Below are 21,143 nucleotides of genomic sequence, written 5' to 3' on the forward strand. Positions count from 1 at the left end.
CTATACTGGGGACATATTTGATCGTATAGGTGGCCGCATAATGCGCCTGCAAGGGAAGATGTCACCAACGGTTGCCGGATCCCGTTCGGTACCCACAACACGAAAAGTGGATATCCCCGCCGTCCGGGCGACTGTCGGTATGCATGTGGTAGGACTCGACAGGCCCTGGGAGGAAGTGCCGCTCCTGTTCCAGAACTTTGTGATCGAAAGCGAGGAACAGGTGGATATCCTGTGTGACCACTGCGAGTGGATCACCATTGAGGAAACCGGTTGCGTGGACATGCCCTGGGAGCCGGCACCAACGCCCCGGTCCGCCAGTCCGGCACCGGGTTTCCGCGTCAGGCGCCCGCTGTCGGAAGAACTGCCCCAGGCATCCCGGCGTTACCACCAGGCCCGGGACTACGTGGATACCCTCCTCCACGATGTCGCCAACAACCGTGACACCTCCCTCGGGGAAGTCCGCGAGATCGTTCGCAACTGCGTCAGCAGCATCGCCAACAACGCCAACGCCATGTTCTGGCTGACCCGCATCCGTGACCAGCATTCCTATACTGCCGAACACTGCGTGCGGGTGGGGCTACTGGCCATTACCTTCGGGCGTTACCTCGGGCTACCCGGTAAAGATCTGGAAATCCTCGGGTTGAGCGGCATGCTGCACGATGTGGGCAAGATGCGCATTGCCCCGGAAATCCTCAACAAACCCGGGGCCCTGACGCGGTATGAATGGGCGCGGATGCGACGTCATGCGGAGTATGGCTTCCAGTTGCTCGGCTCGGACCATGAGCTGGAACCGGAAGTTCGTGAGGCAGCCCTGTCCCACCACGAACGACTGGACGGCCGTGGCTACCCCCGCGCCCTGCCGGCGGCGGACATCGGCAGGACTACCCGCATTATCACCATTGTCGACGCCTACGACGCCATGACCAGTGACCGGGCCTACCGCAAGGGAATACCCGCGTCCGATGCCCTGCGGGTGCTCTACCGCTACCGGGACATCCAGTTCGACAAGGCGCTGGTGGCGGATTTCATTCGCATGATCGGCATCTATCCGCCCGGCAGCCTGGTGGAACTGGACACCGGCGAAGTGGCCGTGGTGCTGGCCACCAGCCCGCAGCACAAGCTGCACCCATTGGTGGAGGTGGTACTCGACCGCGACGGCCAGTTGTGTGAACCACGCCCCATTGACCTGAGTGAACAGCCCACCGACGGCAGCCAGGGTGCCTGCGCCATCAATCGCGCCTTACCGGACGGCAGCGCCGGTTTCAGTCTGGCGGAGCACATCCGCCGCCTGAGCACCGCGAACAGCAGCGCTACACCAGTGCCCCGTTGACCATCGCCCGCAGCTCCTCCCGTATCGGATAGGAGGATGAGGGTATCAGTTGGGTCATGAATACCATGACCATCTCCTCCACCGGATCCACAAAGAAATTGGTGCTGGCCAGACCGCCCCAGCCGTATTCCCCGGCGGACCCGTTGGTGCGGGACTTGGCCACATCCGTCTTCACCGAGAAGCCAAGGCCGAAACCGTTCCCCTCATAGGGTGTCTCACTGAAGGCGCCAATGGACAGGCCGGGCAGGTCCTGGTTTCCGGGCAGGTGGTTGGTGCGCATGAACTCCAGGGTCTTGCGACCGATGATCCGCTGCCCGTCGAGGGCCCCGCCCTGGCACAGGGCCTGGGCAAACCGGAAATAGTCATCCACGGTGGACACCAGCCCCGCCCCACCGGACAGGAAGCTGGCCTGTTGCCGGTAGCGGGAGGTTTCCGGGTCATCCTGCAGTTTCATGGTATCACCGGGCTGGTACAGGTAGCAGGCCGCGAAACGGTCGATCTGGTCATCCCGTACCCGGAAACCGGTATCCGACATCCCCAGCGGCTCGAAGATATGCTCCCGGAAATAATCGTCCAGGGGCTGTCCCGACAGTTTCTGGACCAGGTAGCCCAGCACATCGGTGGCCACGGAATAGTTCCAGGCGGTACCCGGGTCGAACTCCAGGGGCATCTCCGCCAGGTGTTCCACCAGTTTGTCCAGGGTCAGGTCCTTGCCGCCATCCAGCTTCAGGGCCCGGTAGGCCGCGTCCACATTACTGCGGAACAGGAACCCATAGGTCAGCCCGGACATGTGGGTGAACAGGTCCCGGATGGTCATGGTGGTGGCCGCCGGGCGGGTGACGAAGTTCGGGTGGATGCCACTGTCGTAGACACCCAGGTGTTTCCAGGAGGGAATATACTTGTGTACCGGGTCATCCAGCAGAAACCGCCCCTGTTCGTAGAGCTGCATCATGGCGATGGAGGTCACCGGCTTGGTCATGGAGTAGATCCGGAACAGGGTGTCCCGCCGGGCGGGTTTGTTCCGTTCCACATCCATCATTCCCTGGGCATTGACCCAGGCCACCTCGCCCTTGCGGGCAACCAGCGTCACCGCCCCGGGAAGCTTGCCGGGGCGGATGTAGTTCTCGTCCAGGTGGTGACTGATATTTTCCAGGCGGTCCAGCGAAAGGCCTGCTACAACATTGGATTCTGCCATGAACGGTTCCTGTTGTTGTTGAGATGACGTTGAGGGATAGGCGGCGTTGAACCGACCCGGATCCGCCACCATAGTCCAGACTAAAGGCAGCTTATTCCATACCACCTGACAGGAGAAGCCCTTGCGCGTTGTTCTTACCCTCCTTTTGCTGGTCGTCACCCTGGGTGCCGCCGGCTACGCCCACAGGCAACTGTCCCGCCAGGTGCCCTCTCCCCGGCGATGGGTCGGCCATGGGCTGCTGGTCCTGGTGGCGGTGGCCTTTGGCTGGGTGGTATCCGGGGTCTACATGGGAGCCGAGGAAGGCGGTGGCCTGGCGGCCTTCCTGACCGCCTTTGGCGTGGCCCATATGCCGCCGGCGATCGTGCTGTTCCTGAAACAGAAGCAAAACGAATAACGCCGGCATTGCGGGGAAACGGACCTGCGCGTACCATCGAACACTGTATATATAGACAGTATCAGGTACCCCCATGAAAACCCGTGGCACGGCACTCAACCCCCACAACCGTTTCCAGCCCCTGGCCTCCGACAGGACCCGTGACGACGACTGGTACCGGGACCCGGAGGACGACCTGAACCCGGACTCCCTGGCCACCGAGGTGAGGGACGAGCAGGTCCGAACCATCATCAGCCGCAACCAGTCGCCGGATATCCCGTTTGACCGTTCCATCAACCCCTACCGGGGCTGTGAACATGCCTGTATCTACTGCTTTGCCCGGCCCACCCATGCCTACTGGGACATGTCACCGGGGCTGGATTTCGAGACCCGGCTGATCGCCAAGCCCAACGCCGCCCGGCAGTTACGTCGCGAACTGGATAAGCCAGGCTACACGCCTTCGCCGATCGCCCTGGGCATTAACACCGATGCCTATCAACCGGTGGAACGGGAGCGGCGGATTACCCGTGAGCTGCTGGAAGTCCTGCTGGAATACCGGCACCCGGTATCCATCATCACCAAGGGGGCGCTGATCCTGAGGGACCTGGACCTGCTCACCGAACTGGCAAGACTGGGGCTGTGCTCCGTCCGGGTGAGCCTGACCACCCTGGATAACCAGCTCAAACGGGTCATGGAACCCCGCACCGCCGCGCCCGCCACCCGGCTGAAGATGCTGCGGGAACTGTCCGCGGTCGGAGTTCCCACCGGGATCATCATGGGCCCGGTGATTCCCTTCATCAACGATCACGAGCTGGAACACATTCTGGCATCGGCCGCGGACGCCGGGGCAACGAGGGCAAGTTGGGTCATGCTGCGATTACCCCTGGAGCTGGACGGACTGTTCCAAGACTGGCTGCAACGGCATTTCCCACAACGGGCGGAGCACGTCATGAATCGCATCCGCGACCTGCGGGAAGGCAAGGTGTACCAGAGCGAGTTTGGCAAGCGCATGACCGGAACCGGGCCCTACGCGGACCTGATCCGCCAGCGGTTCAATCGACAGGCGCGGGCCGTCGGGCTTAACCGGGAAGCGGAACCCGCCCTGAGGACCGATCGGTTCCGTCGGCCATCGGGGGAGCAGATGGGATTGTTTTGAAACGCCTCCCGGCGCGGGGTGCGCCGAGAGGCCTGTCGGCGGGTTACCAGCGGTAGCTCAGGCTACCGATAACGCTGCGGGATTCGCCGTAGTAGCAGTAGTAATCACAACTGGCGACATACTCCTTGTCGGTTATGTTGTTAACGTTAAGCTGCGCACGCCAGTTGCGAGCAAAATCATAGCGGGCCATCAGATCAGCAACGGTGAATGAGTCAACCTCAAGGGTATCGCCCGCAAACGAATGGCCAACCGACTCACCGTTGTACCGTACGCCACCACCGACTTTGAGCCCCGGAACCCAGGAGCTCAGGTCATAGTCTGTCCAGAAAGCCGCCCGGTGTCGGGGAATCAGAGGCAATTGGTTCAGGGTATCGTCTTCCTTGTCCTCGGCATCAGTGTAAGTATAGGCCAAGGTCACTTGCCAATCGTCGGTGAGGTAGGCGTTACCCTCCAGTTCGAAGCCCTGACTCTCCTTTTCACCAGTCTGAACCGTCTGCGGACCGTCCTGGACAAGGCTGTTCTTCTCTTTCAGATCGAAAGCGGCGGCTGAAAGGTAACCATCGAACCAGTTCGGAGCGTATTTAACGCCCACTTCCCATTGCTTGCCTTCCAAGGGCTCGTACAGTTCACTATCAGTATCAGTTGCAAGCAGAGGTTGGAACGACTCGCTGTAGCTAACATATGGGGCCAAGCCGTTGTCCGCCAGGTACATCAGGCCACCGGACAGTGACCACTGATTGTCGTCTGACTTCTCGACTGTAGTGCCACCAGCGGCGGCAGTCGTCTTGGCCTCGGTCTCTGCCCAGTCGTGACGAGCGCTGGCAAGGATTACCCAGCGATCAACAATTCGCAGTTGGTTCTGGACATACAGGCCGACCTGTTCCTTGTCGGTTTCGATATCGTCAAGTTGAGCATCCGTCACAGGCGTGTAATTCCCGTACACGGGATCGAACATATCGACCATACCGAAGTCCAGGAAGTTATCGTATTGATCGCCCTCCCCCGAGAGGTTCTGGTAGTCAAGGCCCACCAATACCGTATTCTCCGTATGCTCGGTGAAAAAGTGGCCGGTAAAACGGTTGTCTACCGTCAGCCCGTCAGTTGTCCCCTCTCGATATACAAGTCCCTGGACCGCAATCCGAGGGTCGGCAGGGTCCTGATAGGACACGTAGGAGCTGCGTAGCTCAAGATCCAGACGGTTGTATCGAAGATTCTGGAGGAAAGACCAGTTCTCGTTCACGTCGTGTTCGAGCTCATAGCCAATGGCAGCTTGAGTACGTTCGTTCTTATCGTAATCGGGCTGTCCCAGATTGGTTGACGTATCAACCTTGCCATAGGGAGTGTCATCGAGCGTTCCATAGGGGAGTTTGAACGGATTGACCGGAATGGCATCATCCCTTTGGAAACTCGACAGCACGGTCAGGCGGGTCTGGTCACTCAGGTCGATGGCGACACTCGGGGCGATGTAATAGCGCTCATTCTCGGTATGGTCCAGATCCCCCTCCCGGTCCTTGTAGACCGCCACCAGGCGATAACTGGCGTTGTCGGTCAGGGCGCCGGTGGTGTCCAGATCCAACTGGCGATGCTCGCGGTTACCCAGCTGAAGCTCGATGATCCCGGATTTCTCGTCGGAGGGGCGCTTGCTGACCGCGTTGATGATACCGCCGGGAGGCGCCTCGCCGTACAGGATGGATGCCGGTCCCTTGAGCACTTCCACCCGTTCCAGGCCGAAGGGTTCGGGCAGCCACTGGAAATAACCCTCACGGTAGATCCGCAGACTGTCCTGGTAGGTGGACTGGTCAAAACCGCGGACCTTGAACCAGTCGGTATCGTTGTCGGCACCATAGTGCCCGGACACCACACCGGCGCGGTAACGGAAGCTCTCATCCAGGGACTGGACATTGCGGTCATCCAGTTCCTCCCGGTCCACCACGGAGGCAGGGCGCGGCGATTCCGCCAGGGGCACATCCACCTTCAGTACACTGCCGGTGACCTCAAGGGCCTGCAGCTCGCCGGGCTCCTGTTCCCCGTCGGTTGATTGCGCCATGGCCACGGGCGCCAGGCCCGCAAACATCATTCCCAATCCCGTGAGACGAACAATCCCCTTCAGCCGAAAACGGCCGCCAGCCTGATCAGGCAGCATATGACTTCTCCAGATGGTGAACTACCGGGACGGAATCCGTCCGTACTGAAAATCGTGAACAGATATTAATGAGAATTACTCTCTTCTGCAATGGTGACGGATTACAGGAACGCCTGGACCAGGCCCACCAGACTGACCACCAGCAGCACCGTACCCAGTACCCGGAAGAACACCGGGGTTTCCGCCTGCAGCATCCGCTGATGCATCCACAACCCGATGACATGGCCCACGGCCGCACAGGGCAGCAACCACAGATGATGGATGAGCTGCAGGTCGACATCGGCCAGGATAAAGGCCACCAGTTTGATGAGAACGAGGATGAACCAGAGGGCGAACAGCGTATCCCGCAGCTTGGCCTTGGGCAGGTGCTGGGCGGCAACGGCAATGATCAGCGGCGCCCCGATCAGCGACGTGCCGCTGATATAGCCCCCCACCATCAGGAACGCCATATCCACCACACGACTGCCGCTGCGGAAAGGCCGGTTGAAGATATAGGACAACGAGTAGACCGACACAATCACGAAGATAATGGCGCTGAGCACCTGTGACGGCAGTGTGATCAGCCCGAACACCCCGATCAGCTTGGGCACGATCATCACTGCCAGCAGGTACCCCAGGTAGCGCCAGTCCACGGTGCTCTCCGCCGGGACGCCCCCGCCTTTGCCCCCACGGTTGTTCATCCAGATGGTCAGGGACGAGAACACCAGCAGGTGAACCGCGATGATGGGCAGGAACACCAGCGGCTCGTTGTGTACCAGCAACAGGAACGGCAGTGACAGGACCGCGCCGCCAAACCCAAGTCCCGAGCGGACAAAGCCGCTCCAGACAAAGATCAGGGCAATCAGCACATACTGGTAGACTTCAAGGGACAACATCGGTCACGGCTTCCTGGACGCTGATAAGTCAGACTCTGGTAAAATGGCCCGCAATCATACCGATAATCCGTCCCCCTTTCAGGCTGCTCCACGGTCCGGTCCGGGTTTGACAGACTGACCGCTCCTCTGGAAGCGGTCACCAGTGGGCGGAAACCGACAACCATAATCACCCATACAGGATCCTGGGAGGCTCCATGAGCGAAGGCAAACCAGCCGGTCCCCGGCAACCGGAAAACGAGCAGGACGAGGACGCCATTGCCTTTGCCCAGGGCGTCTTCGATCTTGCCAGGAATGGCGGCACGAACATGCTGTCCCCGCTACTGGATGCCGGTGTTCCGGTCAATATGCGAACTAGCGAGGGCGACACCCTGTTGATGCTGGCCACCCGCAACGGCCACCTGGATACGGCCCGCCTGTTACTGGTCAAGGGCGCCGACCCGGACCGGCCCGACAACCACCAGCGGACGCCGCTGATGCAGGCAGCGATGGACAACCAGGCAGACATCACCGACCTTCTCCTGGGCTGCGGCGCCAACCCGGCGTTGACCGACGCCGAAGGCAACACCGCCCTGGACCTGGCCAGGACCCATAACGCCAGCGAGACCATCCGTATCCTCGAACCCCTGTCCTGAGCGCACGTGAGGACATCATGGTAATCTTTCTGTCATTTAAATTGTGCACAATATAGTTGCCAGCAATCAATTTTCGACGTATGGTGACCTTGTCATTTACACGGGCCGGTCATCCCGGCCCTGGCAATCACGGTTCCCATCAGATCGGCCCGGGAGCCACCCGACAATCCTCAACAGGAGAAACACCGTGTCCCTGGAAAAAGTACTCTATACCGCATCCGCAGAAGCCACCGGTGGCCGTGACGGCCGTGCCATTTCGTCCGATGGCGTGCTGGATGTCGCCCTGGCCACGCCCAAGGCACTCGGCGGTGCCGGTGGCGAAGGCACCAACCCCGAACAACTGTTTGCCGCTGGCTATTCCGCCTGTTTCATCGGTGCGATGAAAGCAGTAGCCGGCAAGGCCAAGCTGCCCATGCCGGAAGACGCTTCCATCGAAGGCATGGTGGGTATCGGTCCGGTTGGCAACGCCTTTGGCATCCAGGTGGAACTGCGCATCTCCCTGCCCGGCATGGATGACGAGCAGGCGCAACAACTGATCGATCTGGCCCACCAGGTGTGCCCCTACTCCAACGCCACCCGCGGCAACATTGATGTGACCCTGACCCGGGTGGACTAACAGTCGTTGCCGTACCCTTGAAATAACCCTGGCCAGCCAGGGTTATTCCTCCCGCCTTACCCCATTGCCTGCAAACCGCTACACTCAACGAATCCCGTCAATAGTCCGCTTGGAGGCACATACGTCATGTCATGGATCAAGGCATTTATCAGCGGTTTCCTGGCCACACTGATCTTTCACCAGGGCCTCTTCGGCCTGTTCTACCTCGCGGGAGTGGTCCCGAGCGGGCCATTCAACCTGAGCCCGGTACCACCGCTGGGAGTGCCTGCCGTGGTATCATTGGCCTTTTTCGGCGGGCTCTGGGGCATCCTGCTCTGGGCCCTTCTGGGGCGGCTGAAAACCCTGGCATTCTGGAGTCTGATGATCATCCTGGGAGCCATCGGCCCCACGGTTGTCGCCATGCTGGTAGTCTTTCCCCTCAAGGGGATGGAGGTGTCAGCGCAAAGCTGGTTTGGCGGCCTGATACTGAACGGCTTCTGGGGACTGGGCGTAGCCGTATTCCTGACCCTGCTGGGAGCCCGTCGAACGAGGACGACTAACGGAAACCTGCTATGACCCTGACCACCTGGCTCACTGTTGTCACCATCTGCGCCCTCGGGGCCATGTCCCCCGGCCCCTCACTGGCGCTGGTTCTCAGGCAGACCGTGTCCGGTGGCAGACGCAACGGCATGACCGCCGCAGTGACCCATGGCCTGGGCATCGGCCTGTATGCGTTCCTGAGCATTATGGGCCTGGCGGCAATCATCATCGCCTCGCCGCTCCTGTTTACCGGCCTGCAGTGGCTCGGGGCCGCCTACCTGGCATGGCTCGGCGTTAAGGGACTGATGGCAAAGCGGTCACAGCATGACGAGCTGCCGGAGGTTCCGACCACCACCAGCGCGGCGCGGGATGGATTCATGCTGGCCTTCCTCAACCCCAAGGTGGCGGTATTCTTCATCGCCCTGTTCAGCCAGGTGGTGGGGCCGGAAACCCCGACACTGGCGAAACTGGGTTATGCGGCGACCGCCATGGTGATCGATACCGTCTGGTATCTCACGGTGGCCTGGCTGTTCTCCAATCGCCGGATGCTGGGCGGACTCCAGCGTAATGTGGTGTGGCTGGAACGGTTCTTCGGCGCCCTGCTCGTCGCCCTCGCCGGTCGGCTGGCCGTCGGAATCCTCAAGACCTGAGTCCCCAGATCACCCCAACATGGCCAGGTACTGGCGCAATACCACGGCGTTGTTGCGTTCCCGATCCTTGGCGCTGAACAAGAGGGTGACCGTTTCCCTGGATGCCCGCTCGGCCAGCGGTCTCAGTCTGTCCCGCTGTTGCTTCAGCTCGCCGAGGTAACCACGTCGGAACTCGCCCCAGGATAGCCGGCCCTTGTGAAAGTCCTTACGGAGATCGTCGGACGGGGCGACCTCCCGCAGCCACTCATCCGCCTGCAGTTCCTCCTTCGGGATACCCCTGGGCCAAAGCCGGTCCACCAGTACCCGATAGCCATCGTTACCCAACGGGTCATAGGCACGCTTCAACTGGACAGACATAACGTCGCTCCTTTCACAGTCCTTCTCTGACCTTCGCCATCATCCTGGGCCAGGCAATGGGCAGTGTCTTTTCCAGGCTCCTGAGTGATGGCTCCGTACCGGGCAGCAGCGGGACCCGCTGCCTCGACGCCAGCAACACCGTGTTGTTGGATTTGCTGGTGTAACTGAACAGGCTGGCGAACTGCTGCCGCAACTGACGGAAAAGACGTCCCTCCGGATCCGGCGGACGATGGTAGTTCACCGCCAGCCAGCCGCGATCCGACAGGACCCGATGGCACAGCTCGATAAAATGCCGGCGGGACTGGGCGGGGCTCATGCGATCCGCCCCATAGAGATCCGCCAGGATCAGATCGGTGCTGCCCTCGGGCATATCCTCCAGGGCCTGGCGCGCTTCCGCAATGGTGACCCGCACCCGCTCGGTCTGTGGCAGACTGAAGAAATCCCGGGCCACCTGGACGACCTCAGGGCGAAGGTCCACCCCATGGATATGACAGTCAGGCAGCAGGTGATGTAACGCCCCCACCAGCGTTCCACCACCAACACCAAGCACCACGGCCCTGGCCGGACGCCGCCAGGCCACGGGCAACAGCATGGCCCGGTTGTACTCGTGCACGGGCAGCCAGGGCCGGCGGCGGTCGATCTTGCTCTGTTCGAACACGGAATCGAACGTCAGTACCCGGTGGCGGCGGTAGTCGAGTACCATAATCGGCCCCATACGATCCCGGGTATGGTGAACCAGCTCGCCCGACAGCGACGGTCTCAGCATATCCGGTCACGCCCATCATGGCGGTTGGAGCAGCCGGTTTCAGCGTCAGTATTGCCCAACTTTAATTCGTCCTCCGGGTTTTATTGCTAATCTTCATCACAAGATTGGGTAGCAAGCTGGATGTCCTGAAACCCTGGCAGCAAACCAAGGCACCGGCCCACCCAACCATCCGACATAAGCTGTTAAAGGAGTTGTCCATGGACCTGATCCGAATCCTCATCGCTATCATCCTGCCACCGCTTGGTGTTTTCCTCCAGGTCGGTATCGGCAAGCATTTCTGGATCAATATCCTGCTGACCCTGCTGGGATACATTCCCGGCATCGTCCATGCGGTGTGGGTGATCGCCAAAAAGTAGCCCGCCCCCAAAGACGATTCAATAAAGGCGGGGCGCCCTGCGCGGCCCTGCCCTTTCCCCTGCCATCCCGCAGGCATCGGCAATCGCCGCGCTCTCGTATACAGTGACGTCATAGCATCCCGTCCGGGACCATCCATTAACGTCAACGAGAGCCCCATGACCAACCTCCAGATCAATATCGTCTCCGACATCGCCTGCCCCTGGTGCGCCATTGGCTACGCCCGGTTGCAGCAGGCCATGGACAGGCTGGCCGACGACGTCAGCTTCCAGATCCAGTGGCAGGCCTTTGAACTGAACCCGGATGCCTCCGGCGACGGCGAGCCCATCCTCCAGGCCCTGTCGAGGAAATATGGCCGCAGTCCCCAGGAAATGGAAGCCGCCCAGGCCGACATGATGCGCATTGCCGAAGGACTGGGCCTGAACTTCTCCCGCATGCAGGAACGCTATACCCGGAATACCTTCGACGGCCACCGGCTGGTGAAGTGGGCGGCTGAGTCCGGCCTGCAGACCGAGATGAAAATGGCCCTGTTCGATGCCTACTTCGGACACGCCGCCAACATTGCCGACCACGACGTACTCCGGGCACAGGCCGAAAGCATCGGGCTGGACGGCGACCAGGCCCGGGAACTGCTCGCCTCCGATCGCTACGCCGACCAGGTGCGCCAGGAGGAGTCCTACTGGCAACAGGCCGGCGTTACCGGCGTCCCGGCCTTTATCGTCAACCAGCGATACATGATTTCCGGCGCCCAGGAGCCGGATACCCTGGTGGCCGCCCTGCGCAAGGTTGCCGCAGAAGCCACCGACAGCCAGTGACGGCGTAACGGTCATGAAACCAGTTGCACAAAAAACCAGCCACTGGTAATTTTATGCAACTGGTTGCACCAAGTAGAGCCAACCGACTCCTGGTGGAACTGTCAGACTATGTGCCAAACCCTCCATCGCCAGCACCCGTGACCTGGCGGTGGCCTGACTCAGGAGCTGTCATGTCGTTACCCGATAACCTCAAGGGCCTGTCGCTGCCGGCGGTGGCCTCCCCGCTGTTCATCATCTCCAATCCGGACCTGGTCATCGCCCAGTGCAAGGCCGGTATCGTGGGATCCTTCCCGGCCCTGAATGCCCGCCCGGCCCACGTGCTGGAGGAATGGCTGGACCGGATCACCACCGAACTGGCGGAGTACAACGCGCAGAACCCGGACAGGCCGGCGGCACCCTTTGCCGTCAACCAGATCGTGCACCGTTCCAACGACCGCCTGGAGCACGACCTGGACCTGTGCGCCAAGTATAAGGTACCCATCATCATCACCTCCCTGGGCGCCCGGGAAGACCTGAACCAGAAGGTCCATGAATGGGGCGGCATCACCCTCCACGACGTCATTAACAACCGCTTTGCGAAAAAGGCCATCGAGAAAGGCGCGGACGGCCTGATCGCCGTGGCGGCCGGTGCCGGCGGCCATGCCGGTACCCAGTCACCGTTTGCCCTGGTCCAGGAAATCCGCGAGTGGTTCGACGGCCCGCTGCTGCTGTCCGGCTCCATCGCCAATGGCAACGCGGTACTGGCGGCCCAGGCCGCTGGCGCCGACCTGGCCTACATCGGCTCCGCCTTCATTGCCACCCGGGAAGCCAACGCCGACGATGCCTACAAGCAGATGATCGTCGACAGCGGCGCCGAGGATATTGTCTACTCCAACCTGTTCACCGGCGTGCATGGCAACTACCTGAAGAAGAGCATCGAGAACGCCGGCATGGACCCCAATGCGCTGCCGGAATCCGACCCGTCGAAGATGAATTTCGGTTCAGGCGGTGAATCCAAGAGCAAGGCCTGGAAGGATATCTGGGGCGCTGGCCAGGGCGTGGGCGCGGTCAAGGACGTGGGCGACGTGAACACCCTGGTGACCCGTCTGATCCGCGAGTATGGCCAGGCCCGCCAACGCCTGGGTCTGACGGAAACTAACACGGCTCCCGTTGCCGAACCTGCCTGATTGATTCCACCGGGGGCATCCCAGGCCCCCGGTTCAGGCCCTTCAGGCTCTGTACAGCGACAGCCATCGCAAAACCGGCTTAACAGAGCCTGAATTTTTCGTCACTGAATTCCTCCCCCAACCTCACCCTTTTTGCGAACCACCCCGCGTTTTTTCGCCAGATCGTGAAAGCCGGGACACCGCTCTTTGGTTACCTTTGCCGCCGGATCCTCCGATCAACACCGGATCCTCAGGGTAGGCGCTACCCCGAAACAACAAACCAAGAGAACGTCTCAGGGAAAATTCATGATGAAAACAGGCATCAAATCGGCATTATCCATCTTCGCGGCAGGATCCCTGCTGTTTTCCGTCTCAGCCATGGCCGTCGGGACCGGGGGCGGGGGTAATGGTACCCCTCCCGATAGCTGCCAGACTGACTGTGGCTACGAGCGGGGCCCCGACCCCACCGAGTCCTTCCTGGAAGGGCGCGAAGGCCACCTGTCGGTTCGTAGCGATCGGGTCTCCGGGCTGGCGGCAAGCGGCTTTGGCGGTGGCACCATCCACTACCCCACCGGCACCAGCGGCACCATGGGCGCTGTGGTGGTTATCCCGGGGTTTGTCTCCGCCGAATCCTCCATTGACTGGTGGGGCCCGAAACTGGCGTCCTATGGTTTTGTGGTCATGACCATCGACACCAACACCGGCTTCGACCAGCCACCAAGTCGGGCCCGTCAGATCAATGCCGCACTGGATCATCTGGTGGATGAAAGCGGCTCTACCACCAGCCCCATCAGCGGCATGGTCGACACCGACCGTCTTGGCGTGATCGGCTGGTCCATGGGCGGCGGCGGCACCCTGCGCGTGGCCACCGAAGGTCGGCTGAGCGCTGCCATTCCCCTGGCACCCTGGGATACCTCCAGCATCCGGTTCCGGGATGTTACGACACCGACCATGATCTTCGCCTGTGAGGCCGATCTGATCGCGCCCGTGGGCCTTCACGCCGCCCCCTTCTACGACGCCATCCCGGATTCCACACCCAAGGCGTTCGTGGAGATCAACAACGGCTCTCACTACTGCGGCAATGGGGGTGGTTTCAATAACGACGTCCTCGGTCGACTGGGCGTTTCCTGGATGAAAGTCCACATGGACAAGGATGCCCGGTACAGTCAATTCATCTGTGGTCCGCGCCACGAGTCCGACCGGGACATTTCCGAGTACCGCGGTAACTGCAACTAGCTTACAACAACAAAACGCCGACACGCCGGGCCCCACGTATATGGGGTCCGGCGAGCGGGTATTCAGAGCAGACAGGGATCGAAGAACCCCGGACCGAGGATGGCCACCAGACACAATAAATCCAGCCCACACCCCCGACCGGTACCACGATTTTACGTATGGCACCGGGAACTCCTCTACCTGGCGACCACCCCTTCCCAACCGACACCGCATCGTTTAGCCCATGACAGGTTGATGGTCAGCCTGTGCGGCGATTTCGGCATCACCCTCGACGGGCGATCCATACGCACCAGGAGTTGCCTGCTGACAACCGGGCAATGGCATGATCCGGCTACCATAGACACCAGCGACGCGGTCACCGCCACCTGGTTGCTTGCCCCCTTCTCCCAGGATGCCCCCGCCCTGGCCCGGGTGATGCAACGCGCCGGGTCAGGACTCTACTATGACCATCCACAGGAAGACGCGCTGATAAACGCCCTGCTGGAGGCTCGCAGGACCAGCAATACTGAGGGAGAAAGTGTCCGTCCGGAATTGCGACAACTGCTGTTACCATCGGAAGTGAGAGCCCAGGTCTTCCGGGTTTTCGACCCCAGGGTCATTGAAGTGGGACGCCGGGTCCGGCAGACCATCAACCTCAACCTGCCCATCGACCACTATGCATCCGGGGTTGATCTCTCGGGTTCCTACCTGGAAAAGCTGTTCAAGGAACATACCGGGGTGCCCATTACCCAGTTCCGGCTTGGCTACCGGACCTACGTGTCGGCCATCCTGCTGGGCATGGGGTACTCCATCACTGATGCGGCCCTGAAGGCGGGATTTTCCAGCTCATCCCACTTTTCACGGACTCACCGCGCGCTGACCGGGGAGACAGCTTCAAAGCTGTTTATCCGGTCCGGCACGGAAACCATCATTGAGCGAAAGGCTCTCCGATCGGCACTTCAGGTCGTCCGGGCGGGAAAAACAACCGGAGCGCCTCCCGAACCGGAGCCGTCCTGACACCCCTCAGGCCGGCGCCAGTTCCGACAACAGTGGCAGGGTGCCCCGGGCCCACTGCAGCCAGTCCTCCTCGGCGGAAATGCCCTTGAGCAAGACCCGATGCTGGAGACGCTGACCCCGGGTCAGGTCCGGCCCCGAAAAATCCCGGGCCTCGATGTCCCGGTAGTTGGCCAGCCGTTCCTCATGCCAGCCGATCAGTCGCTCAAGCTCCTGCCGCACCCCAATGGGCCCCAGTACCGCCTCTGCCCGGATCTTCACCATCAGGGCCTCGTTGCTCTCACCGGAGCTGCCGGGCTCCGACGCCCAGCGCACCAGCTCGTCCCGGCCATCGGGAAGCACATGGTAGACCTTGCGCTTGCGACCGCCATCATCCCCCTTTGCTTCCACCTCGACCCAGCCCGACGACGCCATACGGCGCAGCTCCCGGTAGATCTGCTGATGGGTGGCCTGCCAGAAATGACCGATGGAGCGGTCAAAGCGCCGGGCGAGCTGGAAGCCGGTGGACGGTTTCTCGAGGAGTGAGGTCAAAAGGGCATGTTGGATCGACATGAGGGTGATTCTATCCACTACCGACCGGCTCGCCAATCCGGAAATCATCCGTTGCCCTGGTGTTGCCGTTTCCAGTAACGCCCCGTAACCCCAGTGTCGAAATATCGATTACAACGGTACCTGACTCCCCTTTGACCACACCATTTCTGTGATGCAGGCCCAAATGAGTGCCAATTCGTGAAAGCCGGCTTCCCGTTGCTGAACTACAGCTTGCGCCTACATCAGAACCACAAGACCAATAAAAACAAAAAGTTATAATAAAGCCTCCAGTAGCGGTGACGAGCCATACAGGAAACCCGTGGGCCATGCCTCCAAAGAAATGCCTCCGGCACGGGAAGCTTCAGGAATTGTGAACTGCATTACTCAATCGGAGGCACCATCACCGCAAGCTACTGCTATTACTGATAACAGGGTGGCGCGGTTGGGCGCAGAACATTTGGCTCCACAACGGGCACCAACCATGGCAGCCGCTGATGACATAGAGGGTTTCCCGCTGGTCGGCATTCAGCAGGGTAAAAACATGACCAACAAGAACAATCACATTCCATGCACAACGCCAAGGTTACTGGTATGGAGTCACGACGTGCTGTTCCTGGGCACCTGTCCCAGCCGTCAGGAACCCTATCGGACCACCCAGGAACTGATGGTGGTCTGCCTCGAGGGCAGCCTGACCATCAGGCCCGGGAGGGACGCCCCGGTATCCACCCGTAGCTGCCTGATACCACCAGGCGCCTGGCTGGACAGGACGCTTATAGAAGGACACAAGCCAGTGCTGGGCATCTATTTCCTGGCACCGTTCTCCCAGGACTACCCGGCCCTCGCCAGCCGGATGACCCATCTGGGTAACGGCCTGTACTGCCACCACCAGGAGGAAACCGCCGTTATCCGGGCCATGACCGAGGCCAGGAACCAGCCAGTCATCACACCGGGTGAAGCCCGGACGCTGGTTCGGGACATACTGATTCCCCCAGCCCTTCAGGGCCTGACGTTCCGGGAATACGACCCCCGCGCCCTTACCGTTGCCAGGCGCATTCGGGAAGACCTGCACGACACGCCCAGTCTCAACACACTGGCGAACGAGGTAAACCTGTCCGAATCGCGCCTGGAAAAGCTGTTCAAGGAACAGGCGGGCCTGCCCATTACCCAGTACCGGGTTCGCTATCGGGTCTTTATCAGTACCATCATCATGGCGCTGGGCTATTCCATCACCGAGGCGGCCCTGCTTGCCGGGTTCTCCAATTCCGCGCATCTTTCCCGCTGTTATCGCCAGGTCAACGGCGTCACTCCGTCGTCCACCTTCCTGAACCGACCCTATCTGGACTCGGTGCTCGACAAGTCGGCCACGGCATTGGTCACCCCGCTCCTTGAAGGTCAGCCCGCCGTCTGAGCCCTCGCTTTGAGGTCATGTTTACGACATGCCGTACTTCCATGAAATAAAGGCGTTTTTCTGACTTTCAGGACCTGCATCACAGTACAGTCAGCCAACGGCATTACCGCCCTCAAATGGGTGGACCACTGCACATAAAACCCGTGGCAAATAGCGGTCACTCGATTACTGAACAATCCATTAAACCCGAGACAGAAATGCCGTCATCCGCGCCGGTTTTGTGACCCTCGCAACACTCCTGGATTACCTCAACCCGCGGCTATCATCGGTTGCAAGCCGCACGGCATCCAGCGCTATACCGTTTCCCCCGTTCTCCGGCGTTACGTCCATACGCCCGGCAGCCGCCCGGTACCGTCTGTATCACCTCCGGGCATATACATATTCAGGATGAAGTGTTCGACACGCGAGTGTCCCGTCTGGTGGATTCGCCGACCTGCTGCGAATCAACCAGACGGGACACTGATGCTGTCCGCGTCGACATCAAGAGCGAGGAAAGGAAAATGACCGAACAATCCCCCAGATCCCGCCGTCTCACCGCCCGGTTCGCCCCGTTGCACCGCATCCATATCCGTCAGGTCAAGGAGATGTACGCCATCTTCAACGCCCATTACGAGCACACCGACCTGGAGACCTTCATGGCCGACCTGAGCAGGAAGGACGGCGCCATCCTGCTGCGGGAGCCCGACAACGGCCGCATCGTGGGTTTCTCCTCCATCGTGACCATGCCCATGGGCGACAATGGCGACAAGGGGTCCGGTGTGTTCAGCGGCGACACCATCGTCATGCCGGAATACTGGGGCTCACGGGCCCTGCACTTCGCCTTCATGCGCTACATTATCCGCCAGAAGCTGCGCCGGCCCGCCACGCCGCTGTTCTGGCTGCTGATCAGCAAGGGTTACAAGACCTACCTGCTGATGGCCAACAACTTTGATCAGTACTACCCCCACCCGGACGACCGCCATCCGGAACTGGAGCCGCTGGTACAGTCCTATTGTGAGCGCCTGTTCCCCGGCTACTACGACCCGGAAAACAGGGTGCTGGACTTTGGTGAATCCGCCCAGCACCTGCGCCAGGGGGTGGCGGGCATTACCGAGGACCTGGCCCGGGAAGTGCCCAAGATCGGCTTCTTTCGGGACCGCAACCCCACCTGGGACCGCGGTACGGAGCTGCCCTGCATTGCCCGGCTGACCTACCCGTCCATCATGCGGGCCCTTTCCAAGTGGTGGCTGCAGTCCACCGCCAAATCCCTGGGCAAGATGGGTGGTCGCCTCAAGGCGCTGGGGGCAAGATGATCAGTACACGCCTCGGCCACGGCGTCCTGCGGCAGATCCTGCGCCCGGGAGAGCGGCGCTTTCGCGCCCGGCAACACAACCTGGAGACCGCCCAGCGGGATCGGCTGGCCCGGATCCTGCGCCAGGTCAGTGCCGTGAGGGACCAGCAGGCCCTCTGGCACGGCGGCTGGCGTTGGGAAGACTTCGCCAGCACCGAGCCGGTGACCAGCTACGCCCACTGGCGGGATCCGGTGTCGGATCAGATCAGCACCGGGCGCCAGCGTCTGACCAGCTCGCCGACACGGCGCTACCAACCCACCAGCGGCTCCAGCTCGGCCATCAAGTGGATCCCCTACACCCGCCAGTTCCTGCAGGAGCTCGACGGCGCCATTGCCCCCTGGATGTCAGACCTGTATCGACAGTTTCCCGGTATTGCCCGGGGCAAACAGTACTGGTCCCTGTCCTGGCTGCCATCCTCCATGCGACAGCAGGGCAGCGATCACCTCAATGACGATATGAAGCTGCTCAGTACTGGCAAACGCCTGCTGATGGGCCAGACCCAGGCGGTGCCGGAAGGGGTGGCCCTGGCGCCCACCTCCGACGACGCCATGTTCGCCACCGTCGCCTGTCTCGCGGCCACCCCGGACTTGGCCGTCATTTCCGTGTGGAGCCCCACCTTTGCCCTCGGCCTGCTGAGCAACCTCGGTCGCTGGCGGGAGGAACTTGCCGAGGTGCTACGTACCGGCTCCTGGGGCCGCCGGCGGCATGCGCTTAACCATCTGGAAACCCCACAGAACCCGCACGCAGCGGCACAACTGACGGCCTGGGACGGGCACTCGGATCCTGCCTTCTTCCGTGAGCTGTGGCCGGAGCTGGCGTTAGTCAGCGCCTGGAGCACGGCATCCGCCGGTCCCTGGGCCAACGAACTGCGCCGGAAGCTGCCCCAGGCGGGGTTCCAGGGCAAGGCCCTATGGGCCACCGAGGGCGTGGTCACCATTCCCTATGGCGACCAGCATGTGCTGGCGGCCAACTCCCATTTCTATGAGTTCGAGGATGCGGCCACCGGCAGGATCCACCCGTCCTGGGACCTGCGGGACGGTCAGCAGGTATCACCCCTGATCACCACCGGATCGGGCCTGTTGCGTTACCGGCTGGGGGACCTGGTGGAGGTGACCGGCCACATGGGCCAGTTGCCGTGCCTCAGTTTCCTGGGCCGCAGCAACACCGTTGACCTGGTGGGCGAGAAGATAGACGCCGTCACCGTCCAGCAGTGGCTGGATGACACCCGCTGGCCCGGGGCACTGCAACCGGTGACCGTACTGGGAGCCGCCAGGGGTGGCTACGGGAATCGTCCGGCCTACGTCCTGATCGTCAACCTGCCGGACAAGGAAGAGCCGGCAAGCTGGTTCGACCAGGCCCGGGAGTGGGCCCGTTCCCTGGACGCCTGGCTGTGCGAGAGTTTCCACTACCGGCTGGCCCGGGACCTGGACCAGCTTGAGCCGGCCCGCTGTGTCTGCATCCACAGCGCCCACGACCGTTACCTGGAAGCCTGCAAGGAGCGGGGCATGATTGAGGGCGATATCAAGGTGGAGTCCCTGAAGCACTGGCCCGGGGCACTCCCCACCGCCTTTACCGCTTCCCCTGTCACCCGGAAGGAGGAGGTTGCCCATGAAGCTTGAAGTCAGCCGCGCCCGGCCCGACGACAACGGCGATATCCTGTCGTTACTGTCCAGCAACCCGCAGCCCGGGGCCATCAGCCTCAGTTTCGAGCGATCCCCCAACTATTTTCACGGGGCGGCCATCAGTGCCGAGGACCCGGATGTCTATATCCTGCGCACGCCGGAAACGGACGCACGATCGACCCTGGGCATCTTCAACATTGGCACCCGACGCCTGTTCATCAATGGCGAACTCCGGCGGGTGCGCTACCTGCACGACCTGAGGCTGGACCCCAGGGTACGGGGCACCCGGGCCCTGGGCATGGCCTTCCAGACCACCCGCGAGCTGATGACCGAGGATGAACTGTTCCAGGCGGTGGTGCTGGAGGAAAACCACAGTTTCCTGGCCACCATGATGCGCCCCCGCCGGATGATGCCGGACCTCACCGCCCGGGGCAGCATCGAGACCAGCCTCATCCATGGCCGCGCCTCCCGGAAGTTCCGGTCGCCGTCGGTGGAGATCCGGCCCGCGACCCTGGACGACCTGCCCGCCATGCAGGCGCTACTGGACGAGGAGGGCCCCAGGCGACAGTTCTTCCACTACCATGACCTGGACGAACTCAGGGATCCTTCCCCATGGTATCGGGCACTGTCCGTCAGCGACTACTACCTGATCTTCGAGGATGGCGCGCTGGCGGGGCTTGCCGGCACCTGGGACCAGAAGCCCTTCAAGCAGACCCGGGTTGCCGGGTACAGCAAACCGGTCAGACTGAGCCGCCCCCTCTACAACGTCTGGGCCAGGGTCACCCGGGGCATGCCACTCCCTCGGGTGGGTGGCTGCCTGAGCTACCTGACCCTGCACACGGTGGTGATTCGCGACCACAACCGGGCACTGCTGCAAATGCTGATCAATGCCCTGCTCCAGGGTCCGGGGCGACACTACGATGCCCTGGCCTGCGGCTTCTTTACTGCCGACCCCCTGAGCCACGGCCCCCGGGCCTTCCCCCGCCGGACACTGCTGAGTCATCACTTCATCGGCACCTGGAGCCGGGATCACCGGCCCTGGATCGATCCCGCACGGGTACCCCATGCCGATATCGCCCGGCTATAGCAGCGCGGG

At 61.6% G+C, this 21,143-nt stretch carries 22 protein-coding genes; 16 read left to right on the plus strand and 6 right to left on the minus strand.

Annotation, left to right across the window (positions count from 1 at the left end):
• The first annotated feature begins 139 nt into the window (after positions 1–139).
• Positions 140–1,330 carry an HD-GYP domain-containing protein gene (locus RO069_RS05655; protein WP_328185847.1) on the plus strand — a complete coding sequence of 397 codons (1,191 nt, stop codon included), beginning with the start codon at positions 140–142 and terminating at the stop codon, positions 1,328–1,330.
• Here RO069_RS05655 and RO069_RS05660 read toward each other — a convergent pair.
• Positions 1,311–2,525, minus strand: coding sequence for a serine hydrolase domain-containing protein (locus tag RO069_RS05660; RefSeq protein ID WP_328185849.1), 1,215 nt, complete (start codon positions 2,523–2,525; stop codon positions 1,311–1,313). The genes RO069_RS05655 and RO069_RS05660 overlap by 20 nt on opposite strands.
• Before the next feature lie 121 nt (positions 2,526–2,646).
• On the opposite strand from RO069_RS05660, the gene RO069_RS05665 reads away from it, so the two are divergent.
• A complete protein-coding gene (locus tag RO069_RS05665; protein WP_328185851.1) occupies positions 2,647–2,919 on the plus strand; it encodes a hypothetical protein in 273 nt (90 codons plus the stop codon).
• Between the two features lie 73 nt (positions 2,920–2,992).
• Positions 2,993–4,054: a PA0069 family radical SAM protein gene (locus RO069_RS05670; RefSeq protein WP_328185853.1), complete on the plus strand. Its 1,062-nt coding sequence runs from the start codon at positions 2,993–2,995 to the stop codon at positions 4,052–4,054.
• A gap of 43 nt (positions 4,055–4,097) precedes the next feature.
• Here RO069_RS05670 and RO069_RS05675 read toward each other — a convergent pair whose 3' ends face one another.
• Positions 4,098–6,131, minus strand: a complete 2,034-nt coding sequence (locus tag RO069_RS05675) for a TonB-dependent siderophore receptor (protein WP_328185855.1) — start codon at positions 6,129–6,131, stop codon at positions 4,098–4,100.
• Between the two features lie 167 nt (positions 6,132–6,298).
• A complete protein-coding gene (locus tag RO069_RS05680) occupies positions 6,299–7,072 on the minus strand; it encodes a sulfite exporter TauE/SafE family protein (RefSeq protein ID WP_328185856.1) in 774 nt (257 codons plus the stop codon).
• A 194-nt stretch (positions 7,073–7,266) separates the two neighbouring features.
• Here RO069_RS05680 and RO069_RS05685 point away from each other — a divergent pair, with 194 nt between their 5' ends.
• The 4 genes from RO069_RS05685 (at position 7,267) to RO069_RS05700 (ending at position 9,489) form a co-directional block, all read left to right on the plus strand.
• A complete protein-coding gene (locus RO069_RS05685) occupies positions 7,267–7,704 on the plus strand; it encodes an ankyrin repeat domain-containing protein (RefSeq protein ID WP_328185858.1) in 438 nt (145 codons plus the stop codon).
• Between the two features lie 187 nt (positions 7,705–7,891).
• Positions 7,892–8,320 (plus strand): organic hydroperoxide resistance protein, encoded by a 429-nt coding sequence (locus tag RO069_RS05690; RefSeq protein ID WP_328185859.1) that lies wholly within the window; start codon positions 7,892–7,894, stop codon positions 8,318–8,320.
• A gap of 126 nt (positions 8,321–8,446) precedes the next feature.
• Positions 8,447–8,875, plus strand: a complete 429-nt coding sequence (locus tag RO069_RS05695; RefSeq protein WP_328185861.1) for a hypothetical protein — start codon at positions 8,447–8,449, stop codon at positions 8,873–8,875.
• Positions 8,872–9,489, plus strand: a complete 618-nt coding sequence (locus RO069_RS05700) for a LysE family translocator (RefSeq protein WP_328185862.1) — start codon at positions 8,872–8,874, stop codon at positions 9,487–9,489. The genes RO069_RS05695 and RO069_RS05700 overlap by 4 nt, the downstream gene beginning before the upstream one ends.
• Before the next feature lie 9 nt (positions 9,490–9,498).
• Here RO069_RS05700 and RO069_RS05705 read toward each other — a convergent pair whose 3' ends face one another.
• Together RO069_RS05705 and RO069_RS05710 are read right to left on the minus strand one after the other, a co-directional pair.
• Entirely contained in the window at positions 9,499–9,846 is a 348-nt protein-coding gene (locus RO069_RS05705) for a DUF488 domain-containing protein (RefSeq protein WP_328185863.1), read from the minus strand.
• Positions 9,847–9,859: 13 nt separating this feature from the next.
• On the minus strand, positions 9,860–10,612 hold the full coding sequence (locus RO069_RS05710) for a spermidine synthase (protein WP_328185864.1): 753 nt from the start codon (positions 10,610–10,612) through the stop codon (positions 9,860–9,862).
• Positions 10,613–10,809: 197 nt separating this feature from the next.
• On the opposite strand from RO069_RS05710, the gene RO069_RS05715 reads away from it, so the two are divergent.
• From RO069_RS05715 to RO069_RS05735, 5 genes are all read left to right on the plus strand, one after another.
• Positions 10,810–10,968 (plus strand): YqaE/Pmp3 family membrane protein, encoded by a 159-nt coding sequence (locus RO069_RS05715; RefSeq protein WP_328185865.1) that lies wholly within the window; start codon positions 10,810–10,812, stop codon positions 10,966–10,968.
• Between the two features lie 156 nt (positions 10,969–11,124).
• A complete protein-coding gene (locus tag RO069_RS05720) occupies positions 11,125–11,781 on the plus strand; it encodes a DsbA family oxidoreductase (protein WP_328185867.1) in 657 nt (218 codons plus the stop codon).
• A gap of 170 nt (positions 11,782–11,951) precedes the next feature.
• Positions 11,952–12,947 carry an NAD(P)H-dependent flavin oxidoreductase gene (locus RO069_RS05725; RefSeq protein WP_328185868.1) on the plus strand — a complete coding sequence of 332 codons (996 nt, stop codon included), beginning with the start codon at positions 11,952–11,954 and terminating at the stop codon, positions 12,945–12,947.
• Between the two features lie 285 nt (positions 12,948–13,232).
• Positions 13,233–14,162: an alpha/beta hydrolase family protein gene (locus RO069_RS05730; RefSeq protein ID WP_328185870.1), complete on the plus strand. Its 930-nt coding sequence runs from the start codon at positions 13,233–13,235 to the stop codon at positions 14,160–14,162.
• Positions 14,163–14,396: 234 nt separating this feature from the next.
• Positions 14,397–15,158, plus strand: a complete 762-nt coding sequence (locus RO069_RS05735; RefSeq protein WP_328185872.1) for an AraC family transcriptional regulator — start codon at positions 14,397–14,399, stop codon at positions 15,156–15,158.
• A 6-nt stretch (positions 15,159–15,164) separates the two neighbouring features.
• Here the strand turns inward: RO069_RS05735 and RO069_RS05740 are convergent, their stop codons facing one another.
• Positions 15,165–15,707 (minus strand): PadR family transcriptional regulator, encoded by a 543-nt coding sequence (locus RO069_RS05740; RefSeq protein WP_328185873.1) that lies wholly within the window; start codon positions 15,705–15,707, stop codon positions 15,165–15,167.
• 520 nt (positions 15,708–16,227) lie between these two features.
• Here RO069_RS05740 and RO069_RS05745 point away from each other — a divergent pair.
• From RO069_RS05745 to RO069_RS05760, 4 genes are all read left to right on the plus strand, one after another.
• Positions 16,228–17,094: a helix-turn-helix domain-containing protein gene (locus RO069_RS05745; protein WP_328185875.1), complete on the plus strand. Its 867-nt coding sequence runs from the start codon at positions 16,228–16,230 to the stop codon at positions 17,092–17,094.
• 500 nt (positions 17,095–17,594) lie between these two features.
• Positions 17,595–18,386 carry a hypothetical protein gene (locus RO069_RS05750; protein WP_328185876.1) on the plus strand — a complete coding sequence of 264 codons (792 nt, stop codon included), beginning with the start codon at positions 17,595–17,597 and terminating at the stop codon, positions 18,384–18,386.
• Positions 18,383–20,044, plus strand: a complete 1,662-nt coding sequence (locus tag RO069_RS05755; RefSeq protein WP_328185878.1) for a GH3 family domain-containing protein — start codon at positions 18,383–18,385, stop codon at positions 20,042–20,044. The genes RO069_RS05750 and RO069_RS05755 overlap by 4 nt, the downstream gene beginning before the upstream one ends.
• On the plus strand, positions 20,034–21,134 hold the full coding sequence (locus RO069_RS05760) for a hypothetical protein (protein ID WP_328185880.1): 1,101 nt from the start codon (positions 20,034–20,036) through the stop codon (positions 21,132–21,134). The genes RO069_RS05755 and RO069_RS05760 overlap by 11 nt, the downstream gene beginning before the upstream one ends.
• Positions 21,135–21,143: the final 9 nt, after the last annotated feature.

It is taken from the genome of Marinobacter sp. OP 3.4 (assembly GCF_036224885.1).
In the GTDB taxonomy this organism is placed as follows: Bacteria; Pseudomonadota; Gammaproteobacteria; order Pseudomonadales; family Oleiphilaceae; genus Marinobacter.